Origin of the sequence: Streptomyces griseochromogenes (assembly GCF_001542625.1) — a bacterium.
GTDB lineage: Bacteria > Actinomycetota > Actinomycetes > Streptomycetales > Streptomycetaceae > Streptomyces > Streptomyces griseochromogenes.
Map to the genome: position 1 here is coordinate 4841602 of NZ_CP016279.1, position 24921 is coordinate 4866522.

The 24921-nt window shown below is 69.7% G+C and carries 26 protein-coding genes and 2 pseudogenes; 9 read left to right on the top strand and 19 right to left on the bottom strand.

Annotated features, from left to right (window positions below):
- Positions 1–76: 76 nt before the first annotated feature.
- The 7 genes and pseudogenes from AVL59_RS20515 to AVL59_RS20540 form a co-directional block, all read right to left on the bottom strand.
- Entirely contained in the window at positions 77–1045 is a 969-nt protein-coding gene (locus AVL59_RS20515; protein ID WP_067306512.1) for an alpha/beta hydrolase, read from the bottom strand.
- 644 nt (positions 1046–1689) lie between these two features.
- A pseudogene (locus AVL59_RS20520) lies at positions 1690–2813 on the bottom strand (beta-ketoacyl-[acyl-carrier-protein] synthase family protein).
- Complete coding sequence (locus AVL59_RS52255; RefSeq protein WP_159399965.1) at positions 2810–2980, bottom strand: hypothetical protein; 171 nt, start codon at positions 2978–2980, stop codon at positions 2810–2812. The pseudogene AVL59_RS20520 and the gene AVL59_RS52255 overlap by 4 nt, the downstream one beginning before the upstream one ends.
- 67 nt (positions 2981–3047) lie before the next feature.
- Positions 3048–3251, bottom strand: coding sequence for a hypothetical protein (locus AVL59_RS52260; RefSeq protein WP_067306513.1), 204 nt, complete (start codon positions 3249–3251; stop codon positions 3048–3050).
- A gap of 665 nt (positions 3252–3916) precedes the next feature.
- On the bottom strand, positions 3917–4675 hold the full coding sequence (locus AVL59_RS20530) for a DUF2182 domain-containing protein (RefSeq protein ID WP_067317556.1): 759 nt from the start codon (positions 4673–4675) through the stop codon (positions 3917–3919).
- Positions 4672–5286: a DUF1326 domain-containing protein gene (locus tag AVL59_RS20535; protein WP_067306516.1), complete on the bottom strand. Its 615-nt coding sequence runs from the start codon at positions 5284–5286 to the stop codon at positions 4672–4674. The genes AVL59_RS20530 and AVL59_RS20535 overlap by 4 nt, the downstream gene beginning before the upstream one ends.
- Positions 5287–5521: 235 nt before the next feature.
- Positions 5522–7009: a long-chain-fatty-acid--CoA ligase gene (locus AVL59_RS20540; RefSeq protein WP_067306519.1), complete on the bottom strand. Its 1488-nt coding sequence runs from the start codon at positions 7007–7009 to the stop codon at positions 5522–5524.
- 149 nt (positions 7010–7158) lie between these two features.
- On the opposite strand from AVL59_RS20540, the gene AVL59_RS20545 reads away from it, so the two are divergent.
- Positions 7159–8343 (top strand): PucR family transcriptional regulator, encoded by a 1185-nt coding sequence (locus AVL59_RS20545; RefSeq protein ID WP_245384127.1) that lies wholly within the window; start codon positions 7159–7161, stop codon positions 8341–8343.
- A 225-nt stretch (positions 8344–8568) separates the two neighbouring features.
- On the opposite strand, the gene AVL59_RS50540 is transcribed toward AVL59_RS20545, so the two are convergent.
- The 5 genes from AVL59_RS50540 to AVL59_RS20570 form a co-directional block, all read right to left on the bottom strand.
- Positions 8569–9564, bottom strand: coding sequence for a tetratricopeptide repeat protein (locus AVL59_RS50540; protein ID WP_067306524.1), 996 nt, complete (start codon positions 9562–9564; stop codon positions 8569–8571).
- 546 nt (positions 9565–10110) lie between these two features.
- Positions 10111–10344, bottom strand: a complete 234-nt coding sequence (locus AVL59_RS52265; RefSeq protein WP_159399966.1) for a hypothetical protein — start codon at positions 10342–10344, stop codon at positions 10111–10113.
- Between the two features lie 11 nt (positions 10345–10355).
- Positions 10356–11972, bottom strand: a complete 1617-nt coding sequence (locus AVL59_RS20560; protein WP_067306530.1) for an MDR family MFS transporter — start codon at positions 11970–11972, stop codon at positions 10356–10358.
- 123 nt (positions 11973–12095) lie between these two features.
- Positions 12096–13304: a glycosyltransferase gene (locus AVL59_RS20565; RefSeq protein WP_067306533.1), complete on the bottom strand. Its 1209-nt coding sequence runs from the start codon at positions 13302–13304 to the stop codon at positions 12096–12098.
- A gap of 143 nt (positions 13305–13447) precedes the next feature.
- The gene (locus AVL59_RS20570; protein WP_472573244.1) at positions 13448–14905 is read right to left on the bottom strand and encodes a UDP-glucose dehydrogenase family protein; all 1458 of its coding nucleotides are present in this window, start codon (positions 14903–14905) and stop codon (positions 13448–13450) included.
- Positions 14906–15190: 285 nt separating this feature from the next.
- Here AVL59_RS20570 and AVL59_RS20575 point away from each other — a divergent pair, with 285 nt between their 5' ends.
- Entirely contained in the window at positions 15191–15991 is an 801-nt protein-coding gene (locus AVL59_RS20575) for a TetR/AcrR family transcriptional regulator (protein WP_099053091.1), read from the top strand.
- Positions 15992–16503: 512 nt separating this feature from the next.
- Here AVL59_RS20575 and AVL59_RS20580 read toward each other — a convergent pair.
- Both AVL59_RS20580 and AVL59_RS20585 read right to left on the bottom strand, forming a co-directional pair.
- Positions 16504–17103 carry a cation diffusion facilitator family transporter gene (locus AVL59_RS20580; protein WP_067306534.1) on the bottom strand — a complete coding sequence of 200 codons (600 nt, stop codon included), beginning with the start codon at positions 17101–17103 and terminating at the stop codon, positions 16504–16506.
- A gap of 82 nt (positions 17104–17185) precedes the next feature.
- Positions 17186–17629: pseudogene (locus tag AVL59_RS20585) on the bottom strand (IS110 family transposase); the annotation flags it as partial.
- Positions 17630–17909: 280 nt separating this feature from the next.
- On the opposite strand from AVL59_RS20585, the gene AVL59_RS20590 reads away from it, so the two are divergent.
- Positions 17910–18407: a GNAT family N-acetyltransferase gene (locus tag AVL59_RS20590; RefSeq protein ID WP_067306539.1), complete on the top strand. Its 498-nt coding sequence runs from the start codon at positions 17910–17912 to the stop codon at positions 18405–18407.
- A 446-nt stretch (positions 18408–18853) separates the two neighbouring features.
- Here the strand turns inward: AVL59_RS20590 and cynR are convergent, their stop codons facing one another.
- The gene (gene cynR / locus AVL59_RS20595) at positions 18854–19807 is read right to left on the bottom strand and encodes a transcriptional regulator CynR (RefSeq protein WP_067306542.1); all 954 of its coding nucleotides are present in this window, start codon (positions 19805–19807) and stop codon (positions 18854–18856) included.
- A 126-nt stretch (positions 19808–19933) separates the two neighbouring features.
- On the opposite strand from cynR, the gene AVL59_RS20600 reads away from it, so the two are divergent.
- Together AVL59_RS20600 and cynS are read left to right on the top strand one after the other, a co-directional pair.
- On the top strand, positions 19934–20527 hold the full coding sequence (locus AVL59_RS20600) for a carbonic anhydrase (protein WP_067306544.1): 594 nt from the start codon (positions 19934–19936) through the stop codon (positions 20525–20527).
- A gap of 105 nt (positions 20528–20632) precedes the next feature.
- Positions 20633–21103 carry a cyanase gene (gene cynS, locus AVL59_RS20605; RefSeq protein WP_067306546.1) on the top strand — a complete coding sequence of 157 codons (471 nt, stop codon included), beginning with the start codon at positions 20633–20635 and terminating at the stop codon, positions 21101–21103.
- Between the two features lie 55 nt (positions 21104–21158).
- On the opposite strand, the gene AVL59_RS52270 is transcribed toward cynS, so the two are convergent.
- The 3 genes from AVL59_RS52270 to AVL59_RS52275 are packed head-to-tail and all read right to left on the bottom strand — an operon-like array spanning position 21159 to position 21763.
- Positions 21159–21290 (bottom strand): DUF4253 domain-containing protein, encoded by a 132-nt coding sequence (locus AVL59_RS52270; RefSeq protein ID WP_159399967.1) that lies wholly within the window; start codon positions 21288–21290, stop codon positions 21159–21161.
- Positions 21287–21538 (bottom strand): DUF4253 domain-containing protein, encoded by a 252-nt coding sequence (locus tag AVL59_RS20610; RefSeq protein ID WP_067306548.1) that lies wholly within the window; start codon positions 21536–21538, stop codon positions 21287–21289. The genes AVL59_RS52270 and AVL59_RS20610 overlap by 4 nt, the downstream gene beginning before the upstream one ends.
- Positions 21539–21586: 48 nt before the next feature.
- Positions 21587–21763 (bottom strand): hypothetical protein, encoded by a 177-nt coding sequence (locus AVL59_RS52275; protein WP_159399968.1) that lies wholly within the window; start codon positions 21761–21763, stop codon positions 21587–21589.
- Positions 21764–22132: 369 nt separating this feature from the next.
- Between AVL59_RS52275 and AVL59_RS20615 the strand changes: the two genes are divergently transcribed.
- The 4 genes from AVL59_RS20615 to AVL59_RS56465 all read left to right on the top strand — a co-directional run bounded on the left by AVL59_RS20615 (position 22133) and on the right by AVL59_RS56465 (position 24431).
- Entirely contained in the window at positions 22133–22588 is a 456-nt protein-coding gene (locus AVL59_RS20615; protein WP_067306551.1) for a VOC family protein, read from the top strand.
- Between the two features lie 98 nt (positions 22589–22686).
- Positions 22687–22878, top strand: a complete 192-nt coding sequence (locus AVL59_RS56460; protein WP_079146829.1) for a DUF2716 domain-containing protein — start codon at positions 22687–22689, stop codon at positions 22876–22878.
- A gap of 77 nt (positions 22879–22955) precedes the next feature.
- A complete protein-coding gene (locus AVL59_RS20620) occupies positions 22956–23567 on the top strand; it encodes a DUF6193 family natural product biosynthesis protein (protein ID WP_067306553.1) in 612 nt (203 codons plus the stop codon).
- 174 nt (positions 23568–23741) lie between these two features.
- A complete protein-coding gene (locus tag AVL59_RS56465; RefSeq protein WP_079146830.1) occupies positions 23742–24431 on the top strand; it encodes a transposase family protein in 690 nt (229 codons plus the stop codon).
- On the opposite strand, the gene AVL59_RS20625 is transcribed toward AVL59_RS56465, so the two are convergent.
- A complete protein-coding gene (locus tag AVL59_RS20625; protein WP_159399970.1) occupies positions 24412–24837 on the bottom strand; it encodes a hypothetical protein in 426 nt (141 codons plus the stop codon). The two genes, AVL59_RS56465 and AVL59_RS20625, sit on opposite strands and share 20 nt — an antisense overlap.
- Positions 24838–24921: the final 84 nt, after the last annotated feature.

Here is a 24921-nt window from a genome sequence, read left to right on the forward strand (position 1 = left end):
TGGCGCCCACGACCCGTATGGATCAGGAACATCCCGTCACGCGGTCCCGGTGCGAAACAGCCACACGATCCCATGCCTAGGACTGGTCGGTTCCGAGGGCGTTGCGGAGGAACAGAGTGGCCTGGTCGATGGCTCCACGGGCGGCTTTGGACTGACTGAGCGAGTTGAGCAGCATGAAGTCGTGGACCGTGCCGTCGTAGCGCACCGTGGTTACCGGAACGCCGGCCGCTCGGAGCTTGGCGGCGTACGCCTCACCCTCGTCGCGCAGCACGTCGGCCTCGTCGACGATCAGCAGGGCGGGTGGCAGGCCGGACAGCTGCTGGACGGTGGCCTGGTTGGGAGACGCGGTGATCTCGGCGCGCTGGTTCGGGTCGGTCGTGTAGGCGTCCCAGAACCACTCCATCAGCTTGCGGCTCAAGTAGTAGCCGGTGGCGAACTGGTCGTAGGAACCGGTGTTCATGGCCGCGTCCGTGACCGGGTAGTACATGGACTGCTGTACGAACTTGACGTCACCGCGTTCCTTGGCCATGAGGGCGAGTGCAGCGGTCATGTTTCCGCCGACCGATTCCCCGGCCACTGCCATGCGCTTTGCATCCAGCCCCTTGGACGCTCCCTCGCGGATGATCCACTGCGCGGTGGCGTAGCCCTGCTCGATGGCCACGGGGTAGTGGGCCTCGGGCGACGGCGTGTACTCCACGAAGGCCACTGCCGCCTGTGCGCCAACCGCCAATTCGCGCACCAGGCGGTCGTGGGTGCCGGCGTTGCCCAGCACCCAGCCACCGCCGTGCATGTACAACACGACGGGCAGCGTTCCGGCGGCGCCCCGCGGTTTGACGATACGTACCCGTACGTCGCCCACCGTGGCCGGTACGGTGACCCACTCCTCGTCGACCGGCAGCTTGTCGACCGGTGCGGCCTGGAGGTCGTCGAGGACCTTGCGCGCCGCGGTCGGATCCAGCTCGTACAGGAACGGATGGTGCGAGGTTGCCTCGGCGAGTTCCCGCGCCTCGGGCTCAAGAACGATTGCGGCGGTCTGAGCAGCCATGGGAATACTCCCTGGAAAGTCCGGAAAGCGCATGGTGACGAGCGCAGCAGGCTGAAGAGCGTCGCGGTGCGCTCGAATTATGGGGCGGCCAGTGGAGTCGGCGCCCTCGTTCAAGCCCCCGATGGAGCTGGATCCAGCATAGTCACGCATTCTCTGTCGCTGCATTCCAAGGAACCGCCTTCGCCGTTTCGCCCGGAAGTCGTGTCCGACATCCACACGACACTGGCCGTGAGACGCCGATACGGAAAGTGAGACGTTACAACGTTGTCGTACTCGAGATGGCAGTGCTCGCGTTAAATTCACTCGCCATATCGGTTTTTCGACGAGGCGCAGCGTCCGACCTTGTCTCGGCAGAGGATGTGCAGCCATGCCTCGTACGCCAGCACCACAGTGCGGACGAGAAGAGACGCCACCGCCTCGCTCAGCCTCCATGGAACAGACGCGCCTGTACGGGGAGAGGAGGGTTCAGGCAGAGGCCTTTTCATGGCGAGTCCCTAAGGCGTGTGGCGTTCAAGCGCGGTTCGACTCCTTGCGCCGACTGCGGCAGCGAAGGCCTTCACGCGGGGTGGCTTGGGCCCGCACACGCTGTGCCTCGATGCCGGTGAGCACGACGTAGGGGTGGGGCGGATGGGTTGCGGCGTTGGTCAGGAGGCTCTGGCCAGAGCGAGGACGACGTTGTGGCCTCCGAATCCGAAGGAATTGCTGACGGCCATGCGAATGTCCTGATGACGTGGTTGTTTGATGACGCAGTCGATGTCGAATTCGGGTGCAGGGGCTTGCAGATTCGCAATCGGCGGCACTGTGCGGTGCTGGATGGCGAGCACGGTCAGGGCCGCCTCGATGGCGCCCGCCGCGCCACAGCTGTGCCCGAGAACACCTTTGGGGGCGGTGACGCTGGGGCGGTGCGGCAGCACGCGGGCGATCATGGCGGCTTCGCCGACGTCGTTGAGGGGCGTGGAGCTGCCGTGGGCGTTGACGTGGTCGACATCGTGCCGAGCCACACCCGCCTCGGTCAGGGCGGTGCGCAGGGCCGCCTCGGCGCCGCGGGCCTGCGGGGCCGGTGCGGTGGGATGGTGGGCGTCCGAGGTGCTGCCGCAGCCCACCAGCAGGGAGCGAGCGCGGGCGGCGTCCTCGGCACGCTCCAGGACCAGGATGCCGGCGCCCTCTCCCAGGACGAAGCCGTCACGGTCGGCGGCGAAGGGCCGAGATGCCTCGGCGACCGCGCCAGTGCGCTGGGACAGGGCTTCATGCGCCAGAAACCGGTGGCCGTCAGCCGGCTGATGGGTGTTTCCGCACCGCCGGCCACCGCGATGTCGCACTGCCCGGAGAGCAGGAGGTCTCTGGCGACGGCCATGGCTGTGGCTCCGGAGGCGCAGGCGGTGACCGGGGCCAGGCTGGGACCATGGGCCCTGAGGGCGATGGACACCTCTCCGGCCGCCATGTTCGGGATCATCTGGGGGAGGGTGAGCGCGGAGACCATGTCGGGCCCCGGGTCCGCCAGTCGGCGCCCCTGCTCTTCGCGCACCGCGTCTGTTCCCAACCCGCAGCCGATGACGACGGCGACCCGGTCGCCGTTCCACGTCTGGGAATGGAGACCGGCATCCTGTACCGCTTCGCGGGCGGCGAGCACCGCGAGCTTCGCGGTTCGTGACATGCGCCAGGAAGTACGTCCGACACGGTCGTCCAGAGCGTCGTCCGAGAGGGGGACGCGGCAGGCGAAATCGACGGGTAGTCCGGCGAGCGCCGGGTCATGGGCCGCGGTACTCACGCCATGGCGGACCGCGTTCCACGCGGCATCATGAGGGTGGCGGGCGGCTCGTAGTCGATGTGCACCCGCACCGCGGCGCCGTCGGCGTGTTTGCGGGCGTTGGTCAGTGCTTCCTTGACGATGCGGTAGACGGCCAGGCGGTGCGTGGTGGGGGCCTGCCCGGACACGCCTTCGACGGCCGGCGCGACGTGCTGCCCGGCAGCGCGTGCCTCCTCGGCCAGCCCTGTACTTCCCTCATGAAGGCGCGCGGCCGGACGCCGCCCGTTCGGTGCCGGACTCGCGCAGGGCGCCGAGAACACGACGCAGGCCGGCCAGGGCTGCCACGGACGGGGGGCGCGGCAGGCCGAGGCGTTCGGGGACCGGCGCGGGCAGTGTGCCGTACTTGGTGGACAGGACGCCGGTGTGCAGGGCGATCAGGCTCAGGCGGTGGGCCGGCACGTCGTGCGTCTCCGCCGCGATGCGGGAACGCTCGGTGGCGCGGGCCGCTTCTTTAGCGCAACTGCGTTTCGATCCGTAGGCGCTCGACCTGCGAGGCCGGCGCCTGAACCAGACGCCGCCGGTTGCCCAGCCACAGGCTGATGACCATGGCGAGCGGCGGCAGGAGCACGGTGGAGGCGTACTGGTTTCGGCGTCCACAGCGGGGTCGCCCGGTCGCTGAGCAGGCTGCCGCCGAGCGCGGCGAGGGCACAGGCCGTCGCCACGCGTGCCCGGCCCTCCACGGCCAGGTCGAACGGGGCGAGCACGAGCAGCGTCAGCATCGGCCATCCCCACCACACCGTGGCCGCGGTGACCAAGAGCGTTCGCGACGGGCCGGCGCCGGGGCACGATCAGGGCCGCCCCGCACACGACGGCCACGGCCGTGACGGGGACCGGATAGCGGCCGGTGCTCACCGCCGCGCCGTTCGGACACGCCGCCGCATCGTCTCGGCGGCGCGGATCTCACCCTGGGCGGCCCCGCTCTCCCTGCGGTGGCCCTGGCCGCTCTCGGGGCCGTGCTCGTGTGGAGGAAGAGGCGCAGGCGACGCCCCCGACCCCAGAGTGCCTCGCGCACCCTCATGTGCCCTCCCGGCGTGTGATTGCTCGGGCGGGCACGGCCTCTGTCCTCACATCCCGGCGGTACCGCCACCGGTGAGGCCCGGAGCCAGCGTCGGGACCCAGAAGACGGCGACGGCCAGGGCGATCGAGGCGAACCCCACGGCGCGGGCCACCAGGCGGCCGGCCGGAGCCAGCTTCTCAGTAGTGATCACTGCGGTCAGGACCACCATGGCCCACAGGTTCATCACTCCGAACGCCGCCAGGAGCACCATCAGCGACCAACAGCAGCCCAGGCAGAAGGCCCCGTGGTGGGCTCCGGCACGCAGATCGCGCGAGGGCCCCGGGTGTGAGGCGTAGCGCAGCATGTGCCCGATCGGCGAGCGGCACCTCGCCAGACAGCGATCTTTGAGGGGCATGAGCTGGTAGACGCCGTTGACCGCGAACACGGCCGCGGCCACCGCGGTCCCCGCCACGGCAGGGAGGTCCGCCACCCCGCCCAGACCCGCGGCCAGCCCGTACGCCGGCAGCCCGGCCGCGGCCCAGACGAGCAGGTAGGCGAGGGTGAAGACAACCATGCGCGGCGCCCGGTGCACGGTGATGGTGCGTGCGTACAGCGCGGCGACGGGCGCCGTGGCGGGCAGCATCATGGCAGCCATCATCAGCGTCCACACGGCCAGGAAAGCGGGCAGGCCCAGGCCCATGGTGCCCGGCATCGCCTGCATGCCGCCCCAGCGCGTCACCACCCAGATCCAGGCGGCAGCCGCCGCGACCAGCAGCAGTCCGGCGGGGGCCGCCCCGGGTTGGACGGTGACCGGCCGACCGGTCACGCGGACCACGTGAAGGGCGCCGAGTGTCCGTTGCCGCCGGAGAAGTCCCAGGACCGGCCGTACACGCCGTCACCCGTCGCCCGGGTGGACCGGGCAATGGTCAGCGTGCTGTTCGCCGGGTGGAACATGCCGGTCAGGCTCATGACCGGACCGTCCTCGCCGAACTGCGGGGCGATCTGGTCCTCGATCTCGATGTCGATGGCGTCGCCCACCCGCGCGGCGTGACGGCGGCCGTCGTCGCGGTAGTCGATGGGAACGCGCTCCACGCCGAGGACCTCGCCGATGAGGGGAGTGAGCGCCGCCATCGGCCCGCCGGCCTGGCCTGAGAAGATCTTGCCCAGCGCCTCCGCCTGGCTGTCATCGGCCGAAGCGTCGAGGTACAGCGCCACCTGCCAGCCGCCCTCCGACATCACCTGGGGCGCGTCGATGAAGACGGCGACGCTGCGGTCGGAGACGTCCACGCCGTCCACGTTCCCGCGGTCCACGTGGAACGCGAAGGTCACCTGGCAGCGGTCGTGGTCGGCCGGTGCGGTGAGGCCCGAGGTGGTGCAGGGGCACACCGCGTCACAGTTGCAGCTCTCCAGATACGTGCCGTTGAGATTCCAGGGCATGGCTCTTCGCCTCCCTCTTTTACGTCCCCCTCAGTGAAGGGAGTGCATCGGGGGGCCTGTTCCGTTCCGGTGCAGCTCTTCTCCAGGCTATTCCGGACGACCCCTGGCGCGCAGATCCACTGTCGGCGCAGCTCACCGTCCTGGGTGCCGGGCCCAGGGGGCACCCGCTCTGTCGAGGACCCGGCCATGTGTCGGCGTTGTCAGTGGTCACCCGGCTGGCACAACCACGTCGACCTCATCCCGCCGGCGCGGTGATCTCCCTTTTGAGGATCTTGCCGCTGGGGCCGGTCGGCAGTGTGTCCACGAGCCACACCTGGCGCGGGTACTTGTACGCCGCCACCCGCTCCTTGACGAACTGCCGGAGCTCGTCGGGCGTGGCCTGTGCCTTCGGGCGCAGCACCACGGCGGCAGCGATCTCCTCGCCCAGATGCGCGTCGGCCACGCCCACCACCGCGGCCAGCGCGACGGCCGGGTGCTCGTGGAGCACCTCCTCGATCTCGCGCGGGTAGACGTTGTAGCCGCCGCGGATGATCATGTCCTTCTTGCGGTCGACGATGTACAGGTAGCCGTCCTCGTCCCGGCGCGCGAGGTCACCGCTGCGCAGCCAGCCGTCCGGGAGGGCGGCCGCCGTCTCCTCCGGGCGGTTCCAGTACCCCTTCATCACGTTCGGCCCGCGCACGGCCAGTTCGCCGATGTCTCCGGGAGCCACGTCCTGGCCCTTGTCGTCGAGGAGCCGCACCTCCACATCCTTGATCGGGGTGCCGATGGACCCGGCCTTGCGCGGTCGGTCGGGGTGGTTGAAGGTGACCACCGGACTGGTCTCGGACATGCCGAAGCCCTCCAGCACCACGCAGCCGAAGCGATGCTCGAAACCATGAAGGATCTCCACCGGCAGCGAGGCGCCGCCGGAGACGCACATCCGCAGCGTGGACACGTCGGCCTCCGAGGGGTGCTGGAGCAGCGCCGCGTACATGGTCGGTACGCCCTCGAAGATCGTCGCCCGGTCGCGGGCGATGGCGTCCAGCACGGTCTGCGGGTCGAAGCGGGGGATCAGGGTGAGCGAGGCACCGGCGCGGACGGTCACGCTCATCGTGCAGATCTGGCCGAAGATATGGAACAGCGGCAGACAGCCCACGACCACGTCCTGCGCCGTCATCCGCTGCACATCGACCGCGTTGACCTCGGTGTTGTGCCGCAACCCCGCGTGGGTGAGCGTGGCGCCCTTGGGACGGCCGGTGGTGCCCGAGGTGTACAGCAGCACGGCCACGTCCTCGCCGTCCGGCTCGCTCACCTCCGGCAGCGGCTCGTGACCGGCCAGCAGGCCCGCGAAGGCTACGGGCTCGACGGCCATGTGCCCCACTCCGGCGGCGGCCGCGCCCTGCGCGCCCTCGCCCGGCGCCTGGTGCCACTCGAAGAGCATCACCGCGCCGGAGTCGCGCAGGTGGTACTCGGTCTCCCGGGTCTTCAGCAGCGGGTTCATCGGCACGACGACCGCTCCGGCGCGCAGCACGCCGTAGTACAGGACGACGAACTCGGGAACGTTGGGCAGCATCAAAGCGACCCGGTCTCCCGGCCGTACGCCCTCGGCCTGCACCAGCGTGGCGGCGCGGGCGCTGCGTTCGTCGAGCTCCGCGTAGCTGGTGACCTGGCCCCCCAGTCGCAGTGCGGGGCGTTCCGGCTGCCGCCGTGCCGTCTCCACCAGGAACTGAGCCAGATTGGCCATGACCGCCTCCACGAACGTCGCCGTCGAAATCCGCTGTTCACGTTGACGACATCGTGCAGAGGTCCGTGGCGACGGCCTATGTACGGTATGACAGCGTCTGCCGTCCCGGATTGTTCCCCAGCACAAAACAGGGGCGTTAAGCTGCGGGAATGAACCTCTCCGGGGTGGTCTCGGCGCTTCATGCGAGGCTGCCGGAACTGGGCGAGCGGATGGCGCAGCGCATCCGCTCGGACGTCGATGCCTACAGGGACGAGTCGCTGATCCCCTTCGACTCGCTGCACCGCTCGTGCACCGCCAACGCGGACCTGCTCCTGAACCAGTTCGGCCGCGCGGGCGCGCAGGACCCGAGTCCGGCGCGGGAGACCGGCCGTCTCCGCGCCGAGCAGGGCGTGCCGCTGGCGGACACCCTGCACGCGTACCGGATCGGCTTCGAGCTCCTGTGGACGGAGGTCCTCGCCGAGGCGCGCACCCATCCCGAGGTCACCGACGCCCAACTGGTGTCCCATTCGGCGGAGATCTGGGCCCTGTTCGGCCGCTACGCGGAGGCGGTGGCGGCGGCCTACCGGGAGACGACCACCGAGCTGACATCACGGCGTCAGGCGCGCCGCTCGGCACTGGTGGAGGCGCTCTTCACCGGCGCCGTCGCCGACCGCACGCTGTGGGAGGCCGCCCGTGAGCTGGACCTGTCCGACCGCGGGCCCTATGTCGTCGTCGCGGCGGCCGCCGACGCTCCCGGCGAGGAGCCGCTGGCGGGGACGGAAGCGGCGCTGCGTCAGGCCCAGGTCCACTTCGCCTGGCGGCTGCTGCCCGACCAGCAGATCGGTCTGGCCGCCCTGCCCACGGCGAAGGTCGAGAGCGCCTGCCTGCGCATCCTGCGCCGCGCGGGCGCCCGCGTAGGGATCAGCCCCTGCTTTCACTCGCTGCGGGACACCCCCCAGGCTCTGCGCTTCGCCCGTCTGGCCCTGGCCGGCCTCCCGGGCACCGGCCCCGGCGTCGCGCGGTTCGACGACGACCCGCTGGCGATGGTCGTTGCCGCGGCCCCGGCCGAGGCGGCGCACCTGGTGGAAGTGGTCCTCCAGCCCCTGCTCGATCTCCCGGCCGCGGAGCGTGCCCGTCTCCTGGAGACCCTGGAGCACTGGTACGCCGCCGCCGGCTCCACCGCGGACGCGGCGCGGAGTCTCTTCGTCCACCCCAACACCGTCCGCTACCGGCTGCGCCGCGTCGAGGAACTGGCGGGCCGTTCCCTGTCCGATCCGCGAGCGGCGGCGGACATCGGCGCGGCGCTCCTGGCGGTCCGACGGGTGGGCGCGTCATCGAGTGACATCGCCGAGTAGCTCAACCGCGTGCTTCCAGTGGCGTCCTCGTCCCGGTCGGCCCGTACGGTTCGGCGGGCCGGGCGAGTGGCCCGAGGACTACCGAGGCGGTCCGATGTCGCAACGAGTGCCAACCGTCGCCCGCCCACGGGAACCGGCGAAATGCGGACTGCGGGGTGACGGAATGGCATGGCTGGTGGCGCCCCATCGTCGCATCGGGCGCTCGCCGGACAGCGGGCGTTCCCTCTATTGGTCAGGCTGGTCGCCGCGGATCTGCCACCTTGCATCGGCCGGGTTCCAGACCAGGCGGATCCGGCCACGGTCAGGCCGCTGAGCGGTCAGCTCGTCGAGATTGAGAGAGGCCAGGGCCCGCAAGGCCTCGTCCGAGACGTCTGACCACAAGCACAAGGTGATGTGTGCGTCGGGGTCGTCCGCGATCAGCAGCGTCGCCCCGCTCCTGGCCTCGCTCTGGGCCGGAGACCGGCGGAGCATGCGTTGGACCAGCGCACGAGCCTGCCCGTACGCGTCCTCGGCTGCTTTGGACATCAGGGCCTGTACGAAGGGGATGACAGAAGTCGCGACCACGGCGGTCACGACGACCGTTCCCGTCGCCGAACGCCTGTAGAAGGCACGATTTACGTTTGCTTCCCACTCAAGGACGCGCTTCGCTCGATCGCGCCACTGACCTGCCTCGTCGATACGGCCCTGGGCGGCCAACAAAGTCACGAGTTCAAGGCATGCCTGGTGCCGCGGACCGAGGCCGGCATCGATCTCGGCCGGGTCGCGTGGCTCGATCCACTGTTCGCCGTCGTCTTCGGCCGCTGCGCGGAGCCAGTGTTCCGCCTCCTGGGACAAGTCCCGATCACGTAGTGCGCGACCAAGCTCCAGCTTCGCGTCGGCATGCCCGTTCTCGGCGGCGTGTCGCAGCCATCCACCGCGCTCATCAGCGTCATCGCAGGTCGTGCCCATCGCGTACATGGCTTGGAGGTGTCCCGCCTCCGCGGCCCGCCGGTACCAGTGGAGGGCCTGGTCTGCCTCTCGTCCCGCGAGGAGCTCGGCGAGACGGTACATCGCGTCGCTCTCGCCGGCCTCAGCGGCGTCCTGGAACCACCGCTGAGCCCGCTGGGGATCACGGCGTTCGAAGAAGTGAGCCAGGCGCATCATCGCCCGTGAGTCACCGAACTCGGCGGCCTGCTCCAGACCACGGTCCGGCCTCTCCCAAGAACTCTGCTCGAACGCCACTGAGCCCTCCCGACCCGACCCCGCGGTTCCCCGCCGCCTGACTGACATTCTTCATACCGCATGACAACGGGAGGCGAGGGACGACCTGGCCGTTCTGGGAATTCGACGAGTTCGACACGGGAGCCGCGCACGCCGTCCGGTGGTCGACCTCGCGGTGGTCGGGGCGGTCGACGGACCTTTGGTCGTCTGTTTCGACCGTGACAGCGCCGTGTGGACCTGGGATGTGCAGCGTGACCTCTGGCGGCAGCACCCCTTGGCGTACGCCTTTGCCGACGATCCGCTTGCCGCCCAGTACCCCGACGCCGCGAACGAGCTGGATGCGGTGGCCGCGGCTGTCCACGGTGGTCGTGTGCTGCCGGCCGCAGGCGGCCACGAACAGGGCGCTGCCTTGTGGGATCTGGAAAGTGGTGCGCTGGTCCGGGTAGCGCGGTACGACGAGCCCTACGTCCAGGCTCTGACCCTGGCGGAGGGGGAAGAGGCTCCGCGGTTCGGCGCGGGGGCGGACCCTGGGGTTCTGGTGTGGGAGCTGCCGGCCGAGGAACCTCCTCAGGAGCTGCCGGAGTGCGATGACAACGGCGTCTGGGCCGTCGCGACGATGCGGATCAACAGCCGCTCGTTGGTCGTGGGGGTGGCAGCGACGTGGGCGTGTGGGATCTGGCGGGGGACAGGCAGCTGGCCGCGTTCCTCCCCGACGACGGCACGGTTGAGATGGTCGGGGTGGCCCGGCTCGCCGATCACCTCCTCGTGGTGGCGGCGGATCCCGGCGGGATCTACCCGCACCCAAGCCCGCCTCACTGGTCGGACAGCGTGAGGTTCGGCACCCGCCAGGCCGCGATCAGGAAGGCGACCAGGACCACAGCGGCGCCGGTGAGGAAGACGAGGCGCAGCGAGGCGACGTACCCCTCCAGGAAGGGCAGCGCCGCGCCGGGATCGAGGGCGTGCAGGAAGGCGGAGTCCTCCAGGCCGACACCGCCGCCGGGGCGCAGGACACCCGCCAGGGCGTGCGCGTTGTCGGGCTGGGCCAGCAGACGGCGATAGGCCGTGTGGTGGCGGGCCTGGGCCAGCCGGTCGGCGATATGGCCGGTCGCCGTGGTGAACAGGATCGACAGGAAGGCCGTGGTGCCGACCGTGCCGCCGTTGGAGCGGAAGAAGTTGACCGACGCCGTCGCCGCGCCCATGTCCCCATGGGGCACCTCGCACTGCGCGAGCGTGGTGAGCGTCTGCATCGACGCGCCGAGCCCCGCGCCCATCAGGGCCATGCCGAGCGCCGCGTACCACAGCGGGCTGCCCACGCGCAGAGTGGCGAAGACGAGCATCGCGGCGGTGAACGAGCCGAGACCGGCGACGAGATGGACCTTGAACCGGCCGGTCCGCGCGATCAGCCGCCCCACCAGCAGCGTCACCGCGAGATTCGCGGCGACCGTGGGCAGGGTGGCCAGACCCGCCGCCATGGGGCTCATGCCCCGTATGAGCTGGAGGTAGAGCGGCAGCGTCGTCATCGCGCCGAACATGCCGATGCCGACGACGAAGTGCAGCCCGACGCCCAGCCGGAAGGCGCGGATGCGGAACAGGCGCGGCGGCAGCAGCGCGGCGTCGCCCATCCGCCGCTCCACCACGACGAACACGGCGAGCCCGACCAGGCCCATCGCGTACGCCAACAGCGCCCGGGGCGAGCTCCACCCCCACGTGCGGCCCTGTTCGGCGACCGTCAGCAGCGGCACGAGGCCCACGGCCAGGGCGAGCGCTCCGAAGTAGTCGAGCCGGTGCCGGACCCGCCGGTGCGGGATGCGCAGCACACGGACGATCGTCATGGCGGCCGCGGCGGCGAGCGGCACGTTGATCAGGAAGATCCAGCGCCAGCCGTCGATGCCGAGCAGGGTGGCCCGGCCCGCGAACGCGCCGCCCACCAGCGGGCCGACGATGCTGGCGCCGCCGAACACGGCGATGAAGTAGCCCTGGTATCGGCCCCTTTCGCGCGGTGTGGTGACGTCGGCGGCGATCGTCATCGCCAGTGACATCAGCCCCCCGCCGCCGAGGCCCTGCACGGCGCGGAACGCCGCGAGTTCGTAGATCGACCCTGCGCATCCGCACAGCAGTGAGCCGACCGTGAACAGGGCGATCGCGGCGAGGTAGACGGGCCGTCGGCCGTGGATGTCGGAGAGTTTGCCGTAGAGCGGTGTCGCGATGGTGGCGGTGATGAGATATGCGGTGGTCACCCACGCCTGGGCCGTCAGCCCGTGCAGATCGTCGGCGATGGTCCGCAGCGCGGAGGAGACCACCGTCTGGTCCAGCGCCCCCAGGAACATGCTGAGTACCAGCCCGGACATGACGGTGGTGATCTGCCGGTGACTGAGCCGAGCGGGCACGTCCCCCGCTGCGCCCTGTTGCTGGGTGTCGGAGAAGGTCACGTGTCGTCCTCGGGGGTGGGCGAGTGCGGAGATTCCGGGTGGGCCGGGGGCAGCGTGGCGTGTATGCGCCCCGCCCTGTCCCCGGCCCGGCGGCCGACGGGTCAGTCGGCGACGGCGGACCGGTCAACCGGCGATCTGCTCCAGGTCGGCGACCGCGTGTTCGATCCCCGGCAGCGTCAGCATGGCCAGCTGGGCGGACCGGGCCCGTGCCCGGGGCGCGGGGTCGGCGAGGAGCTTGCGGCACACGTCGGCGATGCCGGCCGCGCTGCGGTCGGTGATGTGGCGGCCCAGGCCCAGTTCCTCCACGCGGTCCGCATTGGCGTGCTGGTCCCCGAAGTGCGGCAGGACCGCCAACGGCGTGCCGGTGCGCATGGCCTCGCGGATGCTGTTGAAGCCGCCGTGGGTGACGAACAGGTCGACCGACTCCAGCAGAAGCGGCTGCGGCACCCGCTCGGTGACGTGGATGTGTCCGGGCAGCCCCTCGGTCTCCAGTGGTATCCCGGACGTCGACACGACCACCGTGCAGTCGTTCAGCTCCGCCGCCGCCCCCACGATCGCGCGCAGGCTCTCGGTGGCGTCCGGCATCTCCACGAGCAGCGGCGTGGACCGGCCGGCCTTGCGCTCGCGCAGCACCGGCAGGGCGGTGCCGATCGCGGCGTACACCAGTGGCCGGTCCGTGAGCAGTGCGGCGGCCCACTCCGACAGCACCCCGCCGCGCTCGACGTCCACCGTCTGCCGGTAGGTCAACGCCTGGTGCAGGTGCCGGGCGAAGGAGAAGGCGGGCGGCACATAGTCGACGCGGCCGTGCGGTACGACGGACAGCGGGTCGTCCTGCACGGGCAGCCCCAGCTCCTGACGCCGCTTGTTGAGCTGTGGCAACACCTCGGCGGGGTCCATGATGTTGCTGAACCCGGAGGGCGTCGGCAGCTGGGGTACGCCCAGCAGCTCGGCGGTGAGCACGGCGCCCATGTCCATGCCGTCCCGCAGGATCAGATCGGGGCGGAAGTCCCGGGCGAGGGGAAGCAGGGTGTCCAGGTGCGGCTTGATGCCCGGCGCGGCCACGGCCCGCACCAACAGCCGGGTCATCGCAGCCATCCGCTCCGCCGGGTCGGCGGTGTCCTGGAGTTCGGCGAGGTACGGCTCCAGCACGGCCGCCGGGTCGAATTCCGGTAAGACCGCGTTCACTTGGACGTCGTCGTCGCGGAAGACGGGGGCGAGGGCGTCGGTGGTGACCACAAGCACCTGGTGCCCGGCCTCGGCGAGGGCGCGCAGCAGGGGCAGTTGGGCACGACCGTGGGAGGGACTGCCGAGCGTGGTGCACAGAATCCGCATGGTGTGAACCTTTCTCTCAGGGAGTCTTCGGGACTTTTCGACGGTGGGGACGAGGGGACGGGGGTTGCCAGGTCGGCCCGGACACGGCGGACCGGTCCGCGCACCCGACCGGGGGTGGACCCGTGTCCCATGGGGGGCCACGCCTACGACGGGATAAGCGGGGCGAACGACCGGAGCAGCCCCCGTACGACGCCCGCAGCCGGAAGCACGAGGGCCACAGGCGGACGGGACGACGCCAGGCGCCGAAGTCTTGACGACCGGCCACCCCGTGCGTGGTTCACCCCACTCGCGCCGGCGCCGCCGCGCGTCCGACGCCCTGCCAGATCAGCCCGGCCCGCGCGAGCCGGTCCGCGTCCAGCAGGTTGCGGAAGTCGTGGACCTCGTGGCCGGCCATGCGCGTGGCGATCGCCGCCCAGTCCACGTCGCGCAGCTCCGGCCACTCGGTGAGGACCACGCAGGCCGCCGCCCCCTCCGCGGCCCGCACCGGGTCGTCCACGAGATCGACCAGATCGCTCAGATCGGGCCGGTCCTCGTGCAACGCCGGGTCGTACGCGGTGAGTTCGGCGCCCCCGTTCGCGCAGCAGCCGGGCGACGGCGAGCGCGGGCGAGTCGCGTAGATCGGACGTGCCGGCTTTGAAGGTCAGGCCGTACAGGGTGAGCCGTACGCCGTGCAGCGAGCCGTCCGCGCCGCGCCCGCACGCGGCGGCGACGCGTTCGACGAGCCGGCGCTGGTGGGTGACGTTGGTCTCGATGGTGGCGCGCAGCAGCGGGAAGTCGACCCCGGCCCGGTCGCACGCGGTCAGCAGGGCGTGGGTGTCCTTGGGCAGGCAGGAGCCGCCCCAGCCGGGCCCGGGCCGCAGGAAGGCGGAGCCGATGCGCGGATCGCGCCCGATGCCCTCGGTGACATCGGCGATGTCGGCGCCGAAGCGCTCACAGACGGTCGCGAGATTGTTGGCGAAGGACAGCTTCATCGCGAGGAAGAAGTTCGCCGCGTACTTGGTCAGTTCGGCGCTGGCGGTATCGGTCAGCACCAACGGCGCGTCCAGTTCGGCGTACAGGTCGGCCACGCGCCGGGCGGTGTCTCGATCGGCGGCGCCGATCACGATGCGGTCGGGGTGCAGGAAGTCGTGCACGGCGTGGCCCTCGCGCAGGAACTCGGGATTGCTCACCACGGCCACATCCGCCCGGCCGAGAAGCGCGGCGACACGCTCGCAGGTGCCGACCGGCACAGTCGACTTGTTGACGACGACGCAGCCGGGCGGCAGCACGTCGCGGATCTGCCCGGCGACGGCTTCCACGGCGGCGAGATCGGCCGCGCCGCCCGCTCCCATGGGCGTGGGCAGACACAGGTACACCACCTCGGCCTCGGCGACCGCTGCCGCGGTGTCGCCGGTGAAGTCCAGCCGGTTCGCGTCCAGGGCGTCCCGGACGGTCTCGGGCAGGCCGGGTTCCAGGATGTCCACCCGGGCCTCGCGCAGCCGCTCGACCTTGTGCGGGTCGGCGTCCGCGCACACCACGACGTGGCCGAGAGAGGCCAGGCAGGCACCGGTGGTCAGTCCGACGTAACCGGTTCCGATGACAGCGACACGTCGAGCAGGCAAAGAAGATCACCCTTTCCGGTCGGTGGGGGGTGTCCGCGCGCAACGGCTCCGGCGGTGTGGGTGTGTCGGCGAACCGGGAACCGTGGGCCGACTCCGTCGTACGGCCCCAACACAGCGAGCACTCAAGTCATCAGTCGTTGACTTGTCCCAGATTTGACATGCGGCGCGAAGGGAAGTCAACGATTGATGACATCGGTCGGTGACTTTGAGACAGTCACCGGAGCCTCGAATATGGGCGGATGACGCAAGGTCCGCGGACAACGGAGGTACGGTGACGTGACGGGAATGCAGAACGGCGAGGCGTCGAAGGCAGCGGCCCGCCGGCCCGCCCACAGGCGCTCGGCCTCGGCCACGCGCACCGCGCTGAGGGCCGCCGCGGCCTTCCGCTTCGGCAAGTACGGCTACGAAGGCACCAGCGTGCGCGACATCGCGGGCGACGTGGGCGTGGACGCCGCCCTCGTCTACCGCTACTTCGGCTCGAAGGAAGCGCTGTTCAACGACGTGGCGTGCACCGGCAAGATGTTCGAACCGCTACTGGAGGAGCCGGTCGAGGCGATCCCCGACTGGTTCTGCGCGCTGCTTCGGGGGGCGCCGAGGGAAGGCGACTTCCCGCACCCGGTGATGTCCGTGCTGCGGTCCTCCGGCCGTGACGAAGCGGTGGGGCGGCTGCGCGCGGAATTCACGGAGGTGTTCTCCCAGCGTCTGGCCGCCCGCCTCGGCGGCCTCGACGCCGACCTGCGCGCGGAACTCCTGGCGGCCTGGATGTTCGGCACCAGCCTGATGCGCACCGAGATACGCACTCCCGCCCTGGCCTCGGTGCCGGACGCCACGCTGGAGCGGTATCTACGGGCGGGCATCGAAGTCCTGCTGGATCCGGCCCCGGAACGCGACGACGAGGGGACGGCCCGAGCCGGAGACGGGGGATGTGCCACAACGGCAGAACACGGTCGGTGCGAGGCCTGCGACGAGCATGGCGAGTGCCAGGAATACGAGGTGGACCGCGCGCACGGCGCGCACGTCCGGAACCACGAGGGAAACAGGGACCGTGCCGGCTGCCCGGGCAACTGCCCGATCAGCCGAGCCTGACCGACGCCACCCCGGCATTGCCCGTACACCTCGCTCCCCGCGCCGCCCGACGGGCCACGGCTCGCAGGCGGTTCGGCGGGGAAGTACGCACGGCTGAGGTGAGGCCGACGCCGGCCCTGAGGGCCGGCTGTCCGGCTGCCGACGTGGCTGAGCTACTCAACTTGACGGAGCAATGTCGGGACGGTTCGTCTGACAGCGGCCTGCCGGCTCCGGTAGCTCCTGAGGCGTGAGATAGGCGCAGGCGCGGAATTCTCCGCCGCCTGCGCCGACCACGGCCCCTACAACGTCCTGGTCACCCCCCCCGCCTGGCCCGAACCGTACATCGACCCTGCCACGCTCTACCGCAACCTCGTCCAAGAGCGCCTGCCCTCGCAACTGGTGAGGCATACAGCCGACCGTCCCACCAGAAGGTCGGCACAAGACCGCGCCGCGCTGGATAAATGACTTCCCAATCTTTACGTCAAGGGGGCGAAGGAGTGCCTGAGTGCCGTTCCGGGTTCCGTGGCGAGGGCTCAGTGGTCGCCGAAGAAGATCTCCTTGACCTCTCGTGCGGCGTAGTAGACCAGCACGTAGCCGGCCGCTGGGTCGGCGCACCACCAGCCGACCGCGGTGTTGAGAATCAGCCCGAGCAGCACCGCGGCGGCCAGCAGCCCGTCGATGAGGGTGACCCGGCCCTCGGTGGTCAGCACCGGGTTGCCCAGGGCCGCGCCGGTGCGGGCCTTGCCGTAGGCCAGAGCGAACATCACGGCAGCGGTGATCGCGGTCCAGACGATGCCCAGCGGGGAGTGCTCTGGATGGAAGCCGGTGGCCAGCACCCACGTGGATTGCACCAGCAGGTAGACCGCGAGCAGCGCAAAGCCGACGCCGATCAGCCGCAGGGCGCGGCGCTGACGGTCCTCGCCGGTGCCGGACAGCTCCCAGATCACCACCGTCGAGGCGCCGATCTCGATCAGGGAGTCCAGGCCGAACCCGGCCAGGGCGACCGACTTCGCGGTGATCGCCGCGACGGCGAGGACCACGATGCCGACCACGTTCCAGCCGAGCGTGATGTATTCGAGGGTGAAGCCACGGCGCAGCAGGGCTTGGCGGCTGAGGTCATCGGTGCTGGTCACTGCACGAGTTTCGCAGAGCCGCACGGCCACACACCGGCCTGGTCTGCTCGGCCGCGGTCAGGCTGCCCTGGCAAGGGGAGGCTCTGTGTCTGCGCAGGTTGCCGCTGCCGGAGTCCCAGGGCGCGGGAGCGAAGCCGGCCAGGCGGTCGGGGCCACCGAAGGTGCTCAGGTCGCCGCCGGTCGCGGCGATGAACTCCGCCCCGAGGGTGGGGTCCATGCCGGGAAGGCTGAGGATCACCTCGGCGTCCTGGTGCTGGCGAAAGCGCGCCTCGATCCGAGCGTCCAGCTCGGTGACCTCCTCGCGGTGGTCCATCATCACGCGCGCCGGCCGAGCCACGAGCTCGGAGCCCAGGTCCTCCCCGGGCAGTGCGGTCACCTGGGCTTGGGCGGCATCCACGGCCCTGCGCGCGAGTGCGGCGGCATCGCTGACCTTGCGGTTGCTCAGCCAGGACTCCAGCCGCTTGGCGCCCATGCGCCGGATTTCCGCTGGGGTCTGATACCCGGTCAGCAGCGTGACCGGACCCTTGTCTACTCCGGCCCAGATCCGGGGCACGGTCACATCCGCCGGCTTGCCGTCTCGCATCGGTCCCGCAGCCGACCTCGCCGACATGGTCTTACAACAGCGATCAAGTCGCGTTTCCCAATTGGTGGTCGAGTCGTCGCGGGGCTCCGGGCGGCCAAGTTTCCAGAGCCATCCGAACTGCAACGGGAAACGAGCCATACCCGGAGCCCCTGAAGCCACCGATCCTACGAATGACCGATTGATCCCCACGGCGAAAACGTAAGACAAGCTAACCTCGGCCCTTATGAGTTGGCTGCCTGACGACTTCGTCCATCCCGTGTACGTGCCCGTGCCCAACACCGCGCTTCACCTGCGGCCGATCCGGGAGGCGGACACCCCGCTCGACTACCCCGCCGTGATGGGTTCCCGAGAGCGTTTGTGGGAGATCTTCGGCCCGGCCTGGGCCTGGCCCAAGGAGACGATGACCTATGAAGAGGACCGCGTCGACTTGCTGCGGCACGAGAAGGAGATAGCCGCGCACCAGTCATTCAACTACGCGCTGCTGGACGAGGAGGAAACGGCGATCCTCGGCTGCGTCTACATCGATCCGCCCGAGCGCGCCGGCTCCGACGGCGAGGTCTCCTGGTGGGTGGTGGACGATCTGGTCGGCGGCGAGGTGGAGCGCGCGCTCGACGCGCTGGTGCCGCAGTGGATCGCGGCCGACTGGCCCTTCCGGCAGCCCCGTTGTCTGGGCCGCGACATTACCTGGCAGGACTGGCTCGCGCTGCCGCGCGCCTCCTGACACCGCCGGGGCAGTGCCTGGATCGTTCCTTTGCAGCGTGGGCGGGCCCGGTCCCGGCTGTGGCGCCCGTTTCGGCAGTACTGCCGGCGGTCGCAGTGCGCGCCCCAGCCGACCGTCTCGCATGGTCCGTGGAGACGCCCTGCTCCTGACAGGACGAGAGAAGCAGCTCGCGGGTGGCGTCGTCGCTCCAGTGCACGTCCTCGACGACCAGCGCGACCTGTCCGAGGGCGCCCAGCACCTCGCGTACTGCCTGCCCTCACCAGCTGGTACCGCTCACCGCGAGTGTCCTCGGCCGGCGGCGCGGCAGGCAGACGGTTGGCCGGCTCGGGCAGATTCCGGCTGAGCGCGCCCGCCACCCCGGCTACGCGCGCTGGGGTCAGCTCCGGTCGATGGATGAACATGGATGAACAAGGTCAAGGAACGGTAGTCAGGGCGCCGTTGCCGAATTACGGCGCCGGCCGGCCAAGATCCGCCTCGGCGCCAGCGGCTGTACCAGTCCCCAGTCCGGTGTAGTGGCGGGTGCGGACGAGGTCGTGGGTGAGGCGCGTGAAGGCGCGGGCGGCGGCACTTTGGTAGGCGTCGGTCCGGGTGAGGAGGGCGACGGTGCGGGTGGGCAGGGGTGGGTCGAGGGGGATCGGGACGAGGTCTGGGTGGTCGTGGGTGATGGCGTCAGGGAGGGCGGTGGCCAGCGTGGTGCGCTGGACGACCTCGGTGAGGGCCTGGACGGAGTTGGCCTCCACCGCGATGCGGGGGCTGACGCCGTGCCGGGCGAGGTAGTCGTCGATGTGGCCCCGGGTGGCGAAGTCGCCGCTCAGAAGGGCTAGCTGATGCCCGGCGAGGTCGCCCACGGGCAGGGGGCGGTCGTGGCCGGCGGGGTGGTGGGCGCTGGTGACGAGGGTGAGCGTTTCGGTGAACAGTTCGTCGGTGGTGATGCCGGGCAGATGGCTGCCGGTGAAGGCGATGCCGAGGTCGATTTCGTCGGCGAGCAGGCCGGTCTCGATGCGGTCCTGGGTCATCTCCCGCAGCGTCAGCGTGATGCCGGGGTGGCGGGTGTGGAGTTCGGCGGCGAGCGGGCCGGTGAGATAGGCGGTGAAGGTGGGGGTGACCGCCAGGCGCAGGTGGCCGCGGGTGAGGTCGTGTACGTCGTGGACGGCGCGTTCTGCGGCGGCGAGGTCACGAAGTGCGCGGCGGGCGTGGTGGACGTAGGCCTCGCCGGCGTCGGTGAGGCGCACGGTGCGGCCGGTGCGATCCAGCAGTTGCACGCCGAGGATCCGCTCCAGCTGCTTGATCTGCTGGGAGAGAGTGGGCTGGGAGATGTGCAGTTCTTCGGCGGCGCGGGTGAAGGTGCCGTTCTCGGCGACGGCGAGCAGGTAGCGCAGATGACGCAGTTCCAGGACCATACATTCGAATATAGATGACATCTATAGCAGACATGGATAGCAGGTCTTGGACTCTATAGATGCAGGTCGTGCATGGTGGATTTCGCCAGCCCGGTGAGGGTGGCACCCACCGATAGGGAGTGACCCATGCATGACCTTGCTGAGGGCGTCGCGCGGTTCCAGCGGCACGTCTTCCCGGCCAAGGAGGGACTGTTCGCCCACCTGGCCGGTCACCACGACCCGCACACTCTGTTCATCAGCTGCTCGGACGCCCGTGTCGTCCCGGAGCTGATCACCGACAGCGAGCCGGGCGAGTTGTTCGTGATCCGCACCGCCGGCAACCTCGTGCCCGCCTACACTCCTGGTTCCGACGGGGTGGCGGCGAGCATCGAGTACGCCGTCGCCGTCCTCGGCGTGAGGGACATCGTGGTGTGCGGGCACTCGGCTTGCGGCGCGATGACCGCCCTCGCCCGGCATCACGACCTGTCCGGCGCCCCCGCGATCGCCGGTTGGCTGCGGCATGCGGACGCCTCCCAGGCCGGTACCACCACCGTCGGCGACATCGATGCGCTGGTACGGCAGAACGTGCTGGCGCAGCTGACGAACCTGGCCACCCACCCCTCGGTCGCCCGTGCCCTGGCGGAGCGGACGGTCACACTGCACGGCTGGGTCTACGACATCCCCACCGGCCGCGTCGACGACCTGGACCCCGCCGGCCTCCCCGCCGCCCGCGCGGCCTGACCTCATGACTTCCCGCGCCGCCCCTGGCGCACGGGATCACGCTCCATCACCGTCGTGCGCAAGCGCGTACGAGGCATCGCAACCCCCGAAAGGAATCTCCTTCTCATGGTGCACGCACAGTTCGACCCTGCCGCCCGCCAGGCCCTTGCCACGGAAGCCGTCGAGGCCAAGACCCGCAAGAACCTGACCTGGGAGCAGATCGCCGAGGCTTCCGGCCTGTCGGTGGCCTTCACCACCGCCGCCGTGCTCGGCCAGCACGCCCTGCCGGAGAAGTCGGCCAAGGCGGTCGCTGAGCTGCTGGGGCTGGACGAGGACGCGGGGATGCTCCTGCAGACCATCCCCACCCGCGGCTCGATCCCCGGCGGCATCCCCACCGACCCGACCATCTACCGCTTCCACGAGATGCTCCAGGTCTACGGCACCACCCTCAAGGCCCTCGTCCACGAGCAGTTCGGCGACGGCATCATCTCCGCGATCAACTTCAAGCTCGACGTGAAGAAGGTCGCCGACTCCGAGGGCGGCGAGCGCGCCGTCATCACCCTGGACGGCAAATACCTGCCGACCAGGCCTTTCTAGGAGGTTGCCTCTCTTGGTCCGCAGTTGATCCGAGAGAGGGTCCTGCCTAGTCCCATCAGAAGGACCACGCATGCTTGCCCAGGATTTGGCCGGCCGCGTAGGCACGGAGGGTCTCGTCGCGGCCCTGGGCGATGTTGTCGGGTGCGAACACGATGTGTTCGGCGGCGACGGCCTCGACTTCGCTCATCTCCCCACGGGTGCCGCCACCGAGACGGTCACGCGGTCGTCCGACAGTCCGATCAGCCGTGTACCGAAGCGTTCCTCCCAGGACCGCAGGACTATGCACATCTCCGCTGTGTCATAAGGCCAGCCGGCTCCCTGGCGCACTTCGGCCAGGACAGGCAGATCCGTGCTGAGGTACGCCCTCTCCAGGAGATCCATCTCCTGGAGAGCGTCTTCGCCCTGCATCAGGCCGGCCAGCACCTGCGCCGCCACTTGCTCGGCGTCCGCCCAGGGTTCGGACGGCGGGTCCGCCAGCCCGGGTCACTCGGCGCCGAAGGGGGCGACTACCTCTTCGAATGGAGCGGGCTCGCCGAAGAGCTCGATGCCCCTGTCCCGACCGGGGTAGTCCTCGCCGGTATGCGCAATCTTCTCCTGGGCGTAGCTCTGCCAGCTCTGCCAGCTCTGGCCCAGGATCTGGTCCACTGTGCGTTCGTGCACGGCTCGACTCCACCTTCCCGGTCTGTGGAATCGACGGGACGCCACCAGCCGTCTCCGACAGTGCCGGGGATGCCGGATTTCCGCGTGGACCCGCCAGGTCGCCGTGTGATGCGCCTCGTCGCGGGGCGGGCTGCCTCCCCTGCCAGCCCGCCCCGCACTCGCCTCCTGCCCGTACCCCGTCACCCGGAGGAATCCCGTGGTGGTGTAGGTGGAGATGCCTCGGCGACGAAGTACTTGTTCAAGTGTCGCGCGGTGATCGGCTTGCCCCGGGTCGGAATTGTTGCCTTGCGGAAGTGGATCTTTTGGCACGGGGTGGTCCGGGCAAGAGCCGTGACCGATGTTGTCAGACCTGCCTGGCATCCTCCGGGTATGGAGATGACGCTGCAGCTGGTGATCGACTGTGCTGACCCGCAGAGGCTGGTGGGCTTCTGGGCCGAGGCTCTGGGGTACGTTCCAGAGCCTCCGCCGGGCGGCCACTCCACGTGGCGGGAGTATTGGGTGGGCATGGGGGTGCCCGAGGAGGAGTTGCCCGCCGGTGCCGGGGAGACGCCGGAGTCGATCATCGATCCTGCGGGACAGGGGCCGCGGGTGTGGTTCCAGCAGGTCCCCGAGCCGAAGGTCACCAAGAACCGGTTGCACCTTGACTTGAAGGTGGGCGGAGGGCGCGAGGTCCCGTTGGCGGTCCGCGCTCAGCGGGTCACCGCCATGGTGGAACGGCTCACCGAGGCCGGTGCCACCGTGCTGCGGATCATGGATGACCCGGACATGGAGCACTACGCTGTCGTACTGCAGGACCCCGAGGGCAACGAATTCTGCGTCGTCTAGAACCCCGTCGGGCGGTACTGGGCACAGCCACTCGCTGATGAAGCCGAAACGCGGCTCGTCTCGGGAACGTCACCGACACGTGCCAGTCGTACCGGCTCATGCGAAACCTTCCGGACGATCACCGTGTCGCGCGCCTTCAGGAGGCCGTCGAACGCGGCCTGCGCGCTTGCGTCCGCCCCGGTGAGCAGCTCTACTCGGTCAGCTGGTGGCACCAGGGCTACCGTTTCGACCCGGCCCGCGTCGGAGGCTCCGGCCAGCCGAGGTGGCGGCATCGTGGGGGGCGGTCATAGCAACAGGCGACCAAGAGGGCGAGCGGCGGGCCGCGGCCCAACCTGATGCGGCGTCGTCTGTGGATCCGGTGCGGCGCATGGAGATCATCGCGCTGGCTCAGGGCGTCGACTTGAGGCAGCTGCGGCCTGTATCCGGAGGGGACGTCGGTGCTGAGATGGGCACAGGTCGTGGCAAGGCGATCGTGTCCCTGCACGCGGAGGACACGTTCCGTGTACGGATCTGTCTCCACGGTGCTTTCGCCTGGTCGGAGGGCTGGACGAACGATCTCGTTGCGGCGGTGGGGGTAGCGGACCTGTGGTGCCGGGGCGGCCGTCTGCGGGAGTTGCACGACCGATTCCCGTTCATGAGCTGGGACGAACTGGCACAGGCGTTCGAGGACGGTGACCCTGTTGCCACGAAGTGGCGACAGCTCCTTTCCAGCGATTGGCATCTACGTGACCGCCCGCTTCATGAGGCGGCCCATGTACACCCTGACCTGCGGGTGTTCTATCCGGACATCAGCATGGGGAGCCTGATGCTGAGCCGGAAGCCGTTCGACCTCGAATCCGGCCTCGTGAAGATCATGCCTCTTTCCGAAGAGCACTACCGAGTGACCATGTGGCCGACCGCATTCCGGCGTGACGTGACGTCACTGAACGAGGCGCTTGACGTCGCGGTGGCCTGCTTCCGATCCCTGTCGGATTCGTAACCTCGCCGCTCGCGGGCGGTGTATGCAGGATCGTTCTGGCTGGGGGCGTCTTGACCATGCAGGTCAACACACTCGAAGAGCTGCTCTTCCCTGGAGTGCGGCCAAGGGCGGGTGGTTGGCGTTCGTCGATGCGGCCTTGATGATCGACGCCGCTGCTTGCGGCCCGCCCGGAAGATGCCCGCAGTGCGACCACCCGGCGTGCGCGTTCACAGTCGGTACTGGCGACACATAGCCGACCTGCCCCTGGGCGGCCAGAAGATGGCTGTGCATCTCCGCGTGCGGCGGTTCTTCTGCGATCAGGGCGAGTGCCGACGTCGGACATTCGTGGAACAGGTGGCGGGCCTGACCGAGCGACGACTCAGCTCTTCAACTGCAGCGCGATCGGCCATGAGAGCGATCGCGGTGCAACTCGGCGGACGTCCGGTCCGGCGCCTTTGCCGGAAATTGCAACTCCATGGCCGGCGAAGCTCACTCCTGGGACAACTCACATCCCCACCCGCGCCAGCGCGGGCACCGCGGATACTCGGCATCGACGAGTTCGCTTTCCACCGGGGCCGGACCTACGGAACCGTCCTCGTCGATGCCGAGACCTCCATCCCGGTGGATGTCCTGCCCGACCGGGAGACCAGGACGGTCGCCGCCTGGCTCCGACAACCGTCCTCGCCGAGGACATCAGAAGAAGGGCTTTTGTACTGGGTGCACAGACAGTCGAGTTCGAGCTCTTCTTGGAGGGCGTCGAAACCCCCGACCCGACTGAAGCTCTCCGCCCGTTTCGGAGGCAGTAAAACGCCCCAGTCCCGCAGCCGTCGTCGGACATCCGCAGGACCGGGGCGTCAGCAATTCCCTACGGAACCTTCACCTTGACGACAGGCGTTGTGGCATCGCCGATTTCGACGGTGGTACCCGGGCTGGTGCAGTGCGTCGAGCCCTGGAAGTTGCCCGACCAGTTCACCTTCTTGCCACCCGCCTCAGGCGTATAGAAGGTCGTCTTCGTGCCGTCCGTCTTGACCGAGCGCGTCTCACTCGATGTCGCGGCCGTCGAAGGAGCCTCGCCGGTGGAATACATCAAATGGCCTTTGCAATGGGCCTTGATGGTCGGCACGCTGCCTGCGCACTCGACGCGGGTCTTGTAGATGACACTCTTGGCGCCCTTGGACCAGTGCGGCCTGTCAGCCGATGCCTTGCAGACGAACTTGGGTCCGTCCGCCGCATGGAGGCTGTCGGCCATCGCGGGACCAGTGGTCAGACCGCCGACCATGATGAGGCTCATAGCTGAAATAGCAGTCGCCCTGAGCGGGTTACGCACACTTCCCCCTGCTTCGCATAACGGTGGGCCCGGTCACGGCCCTGAGTA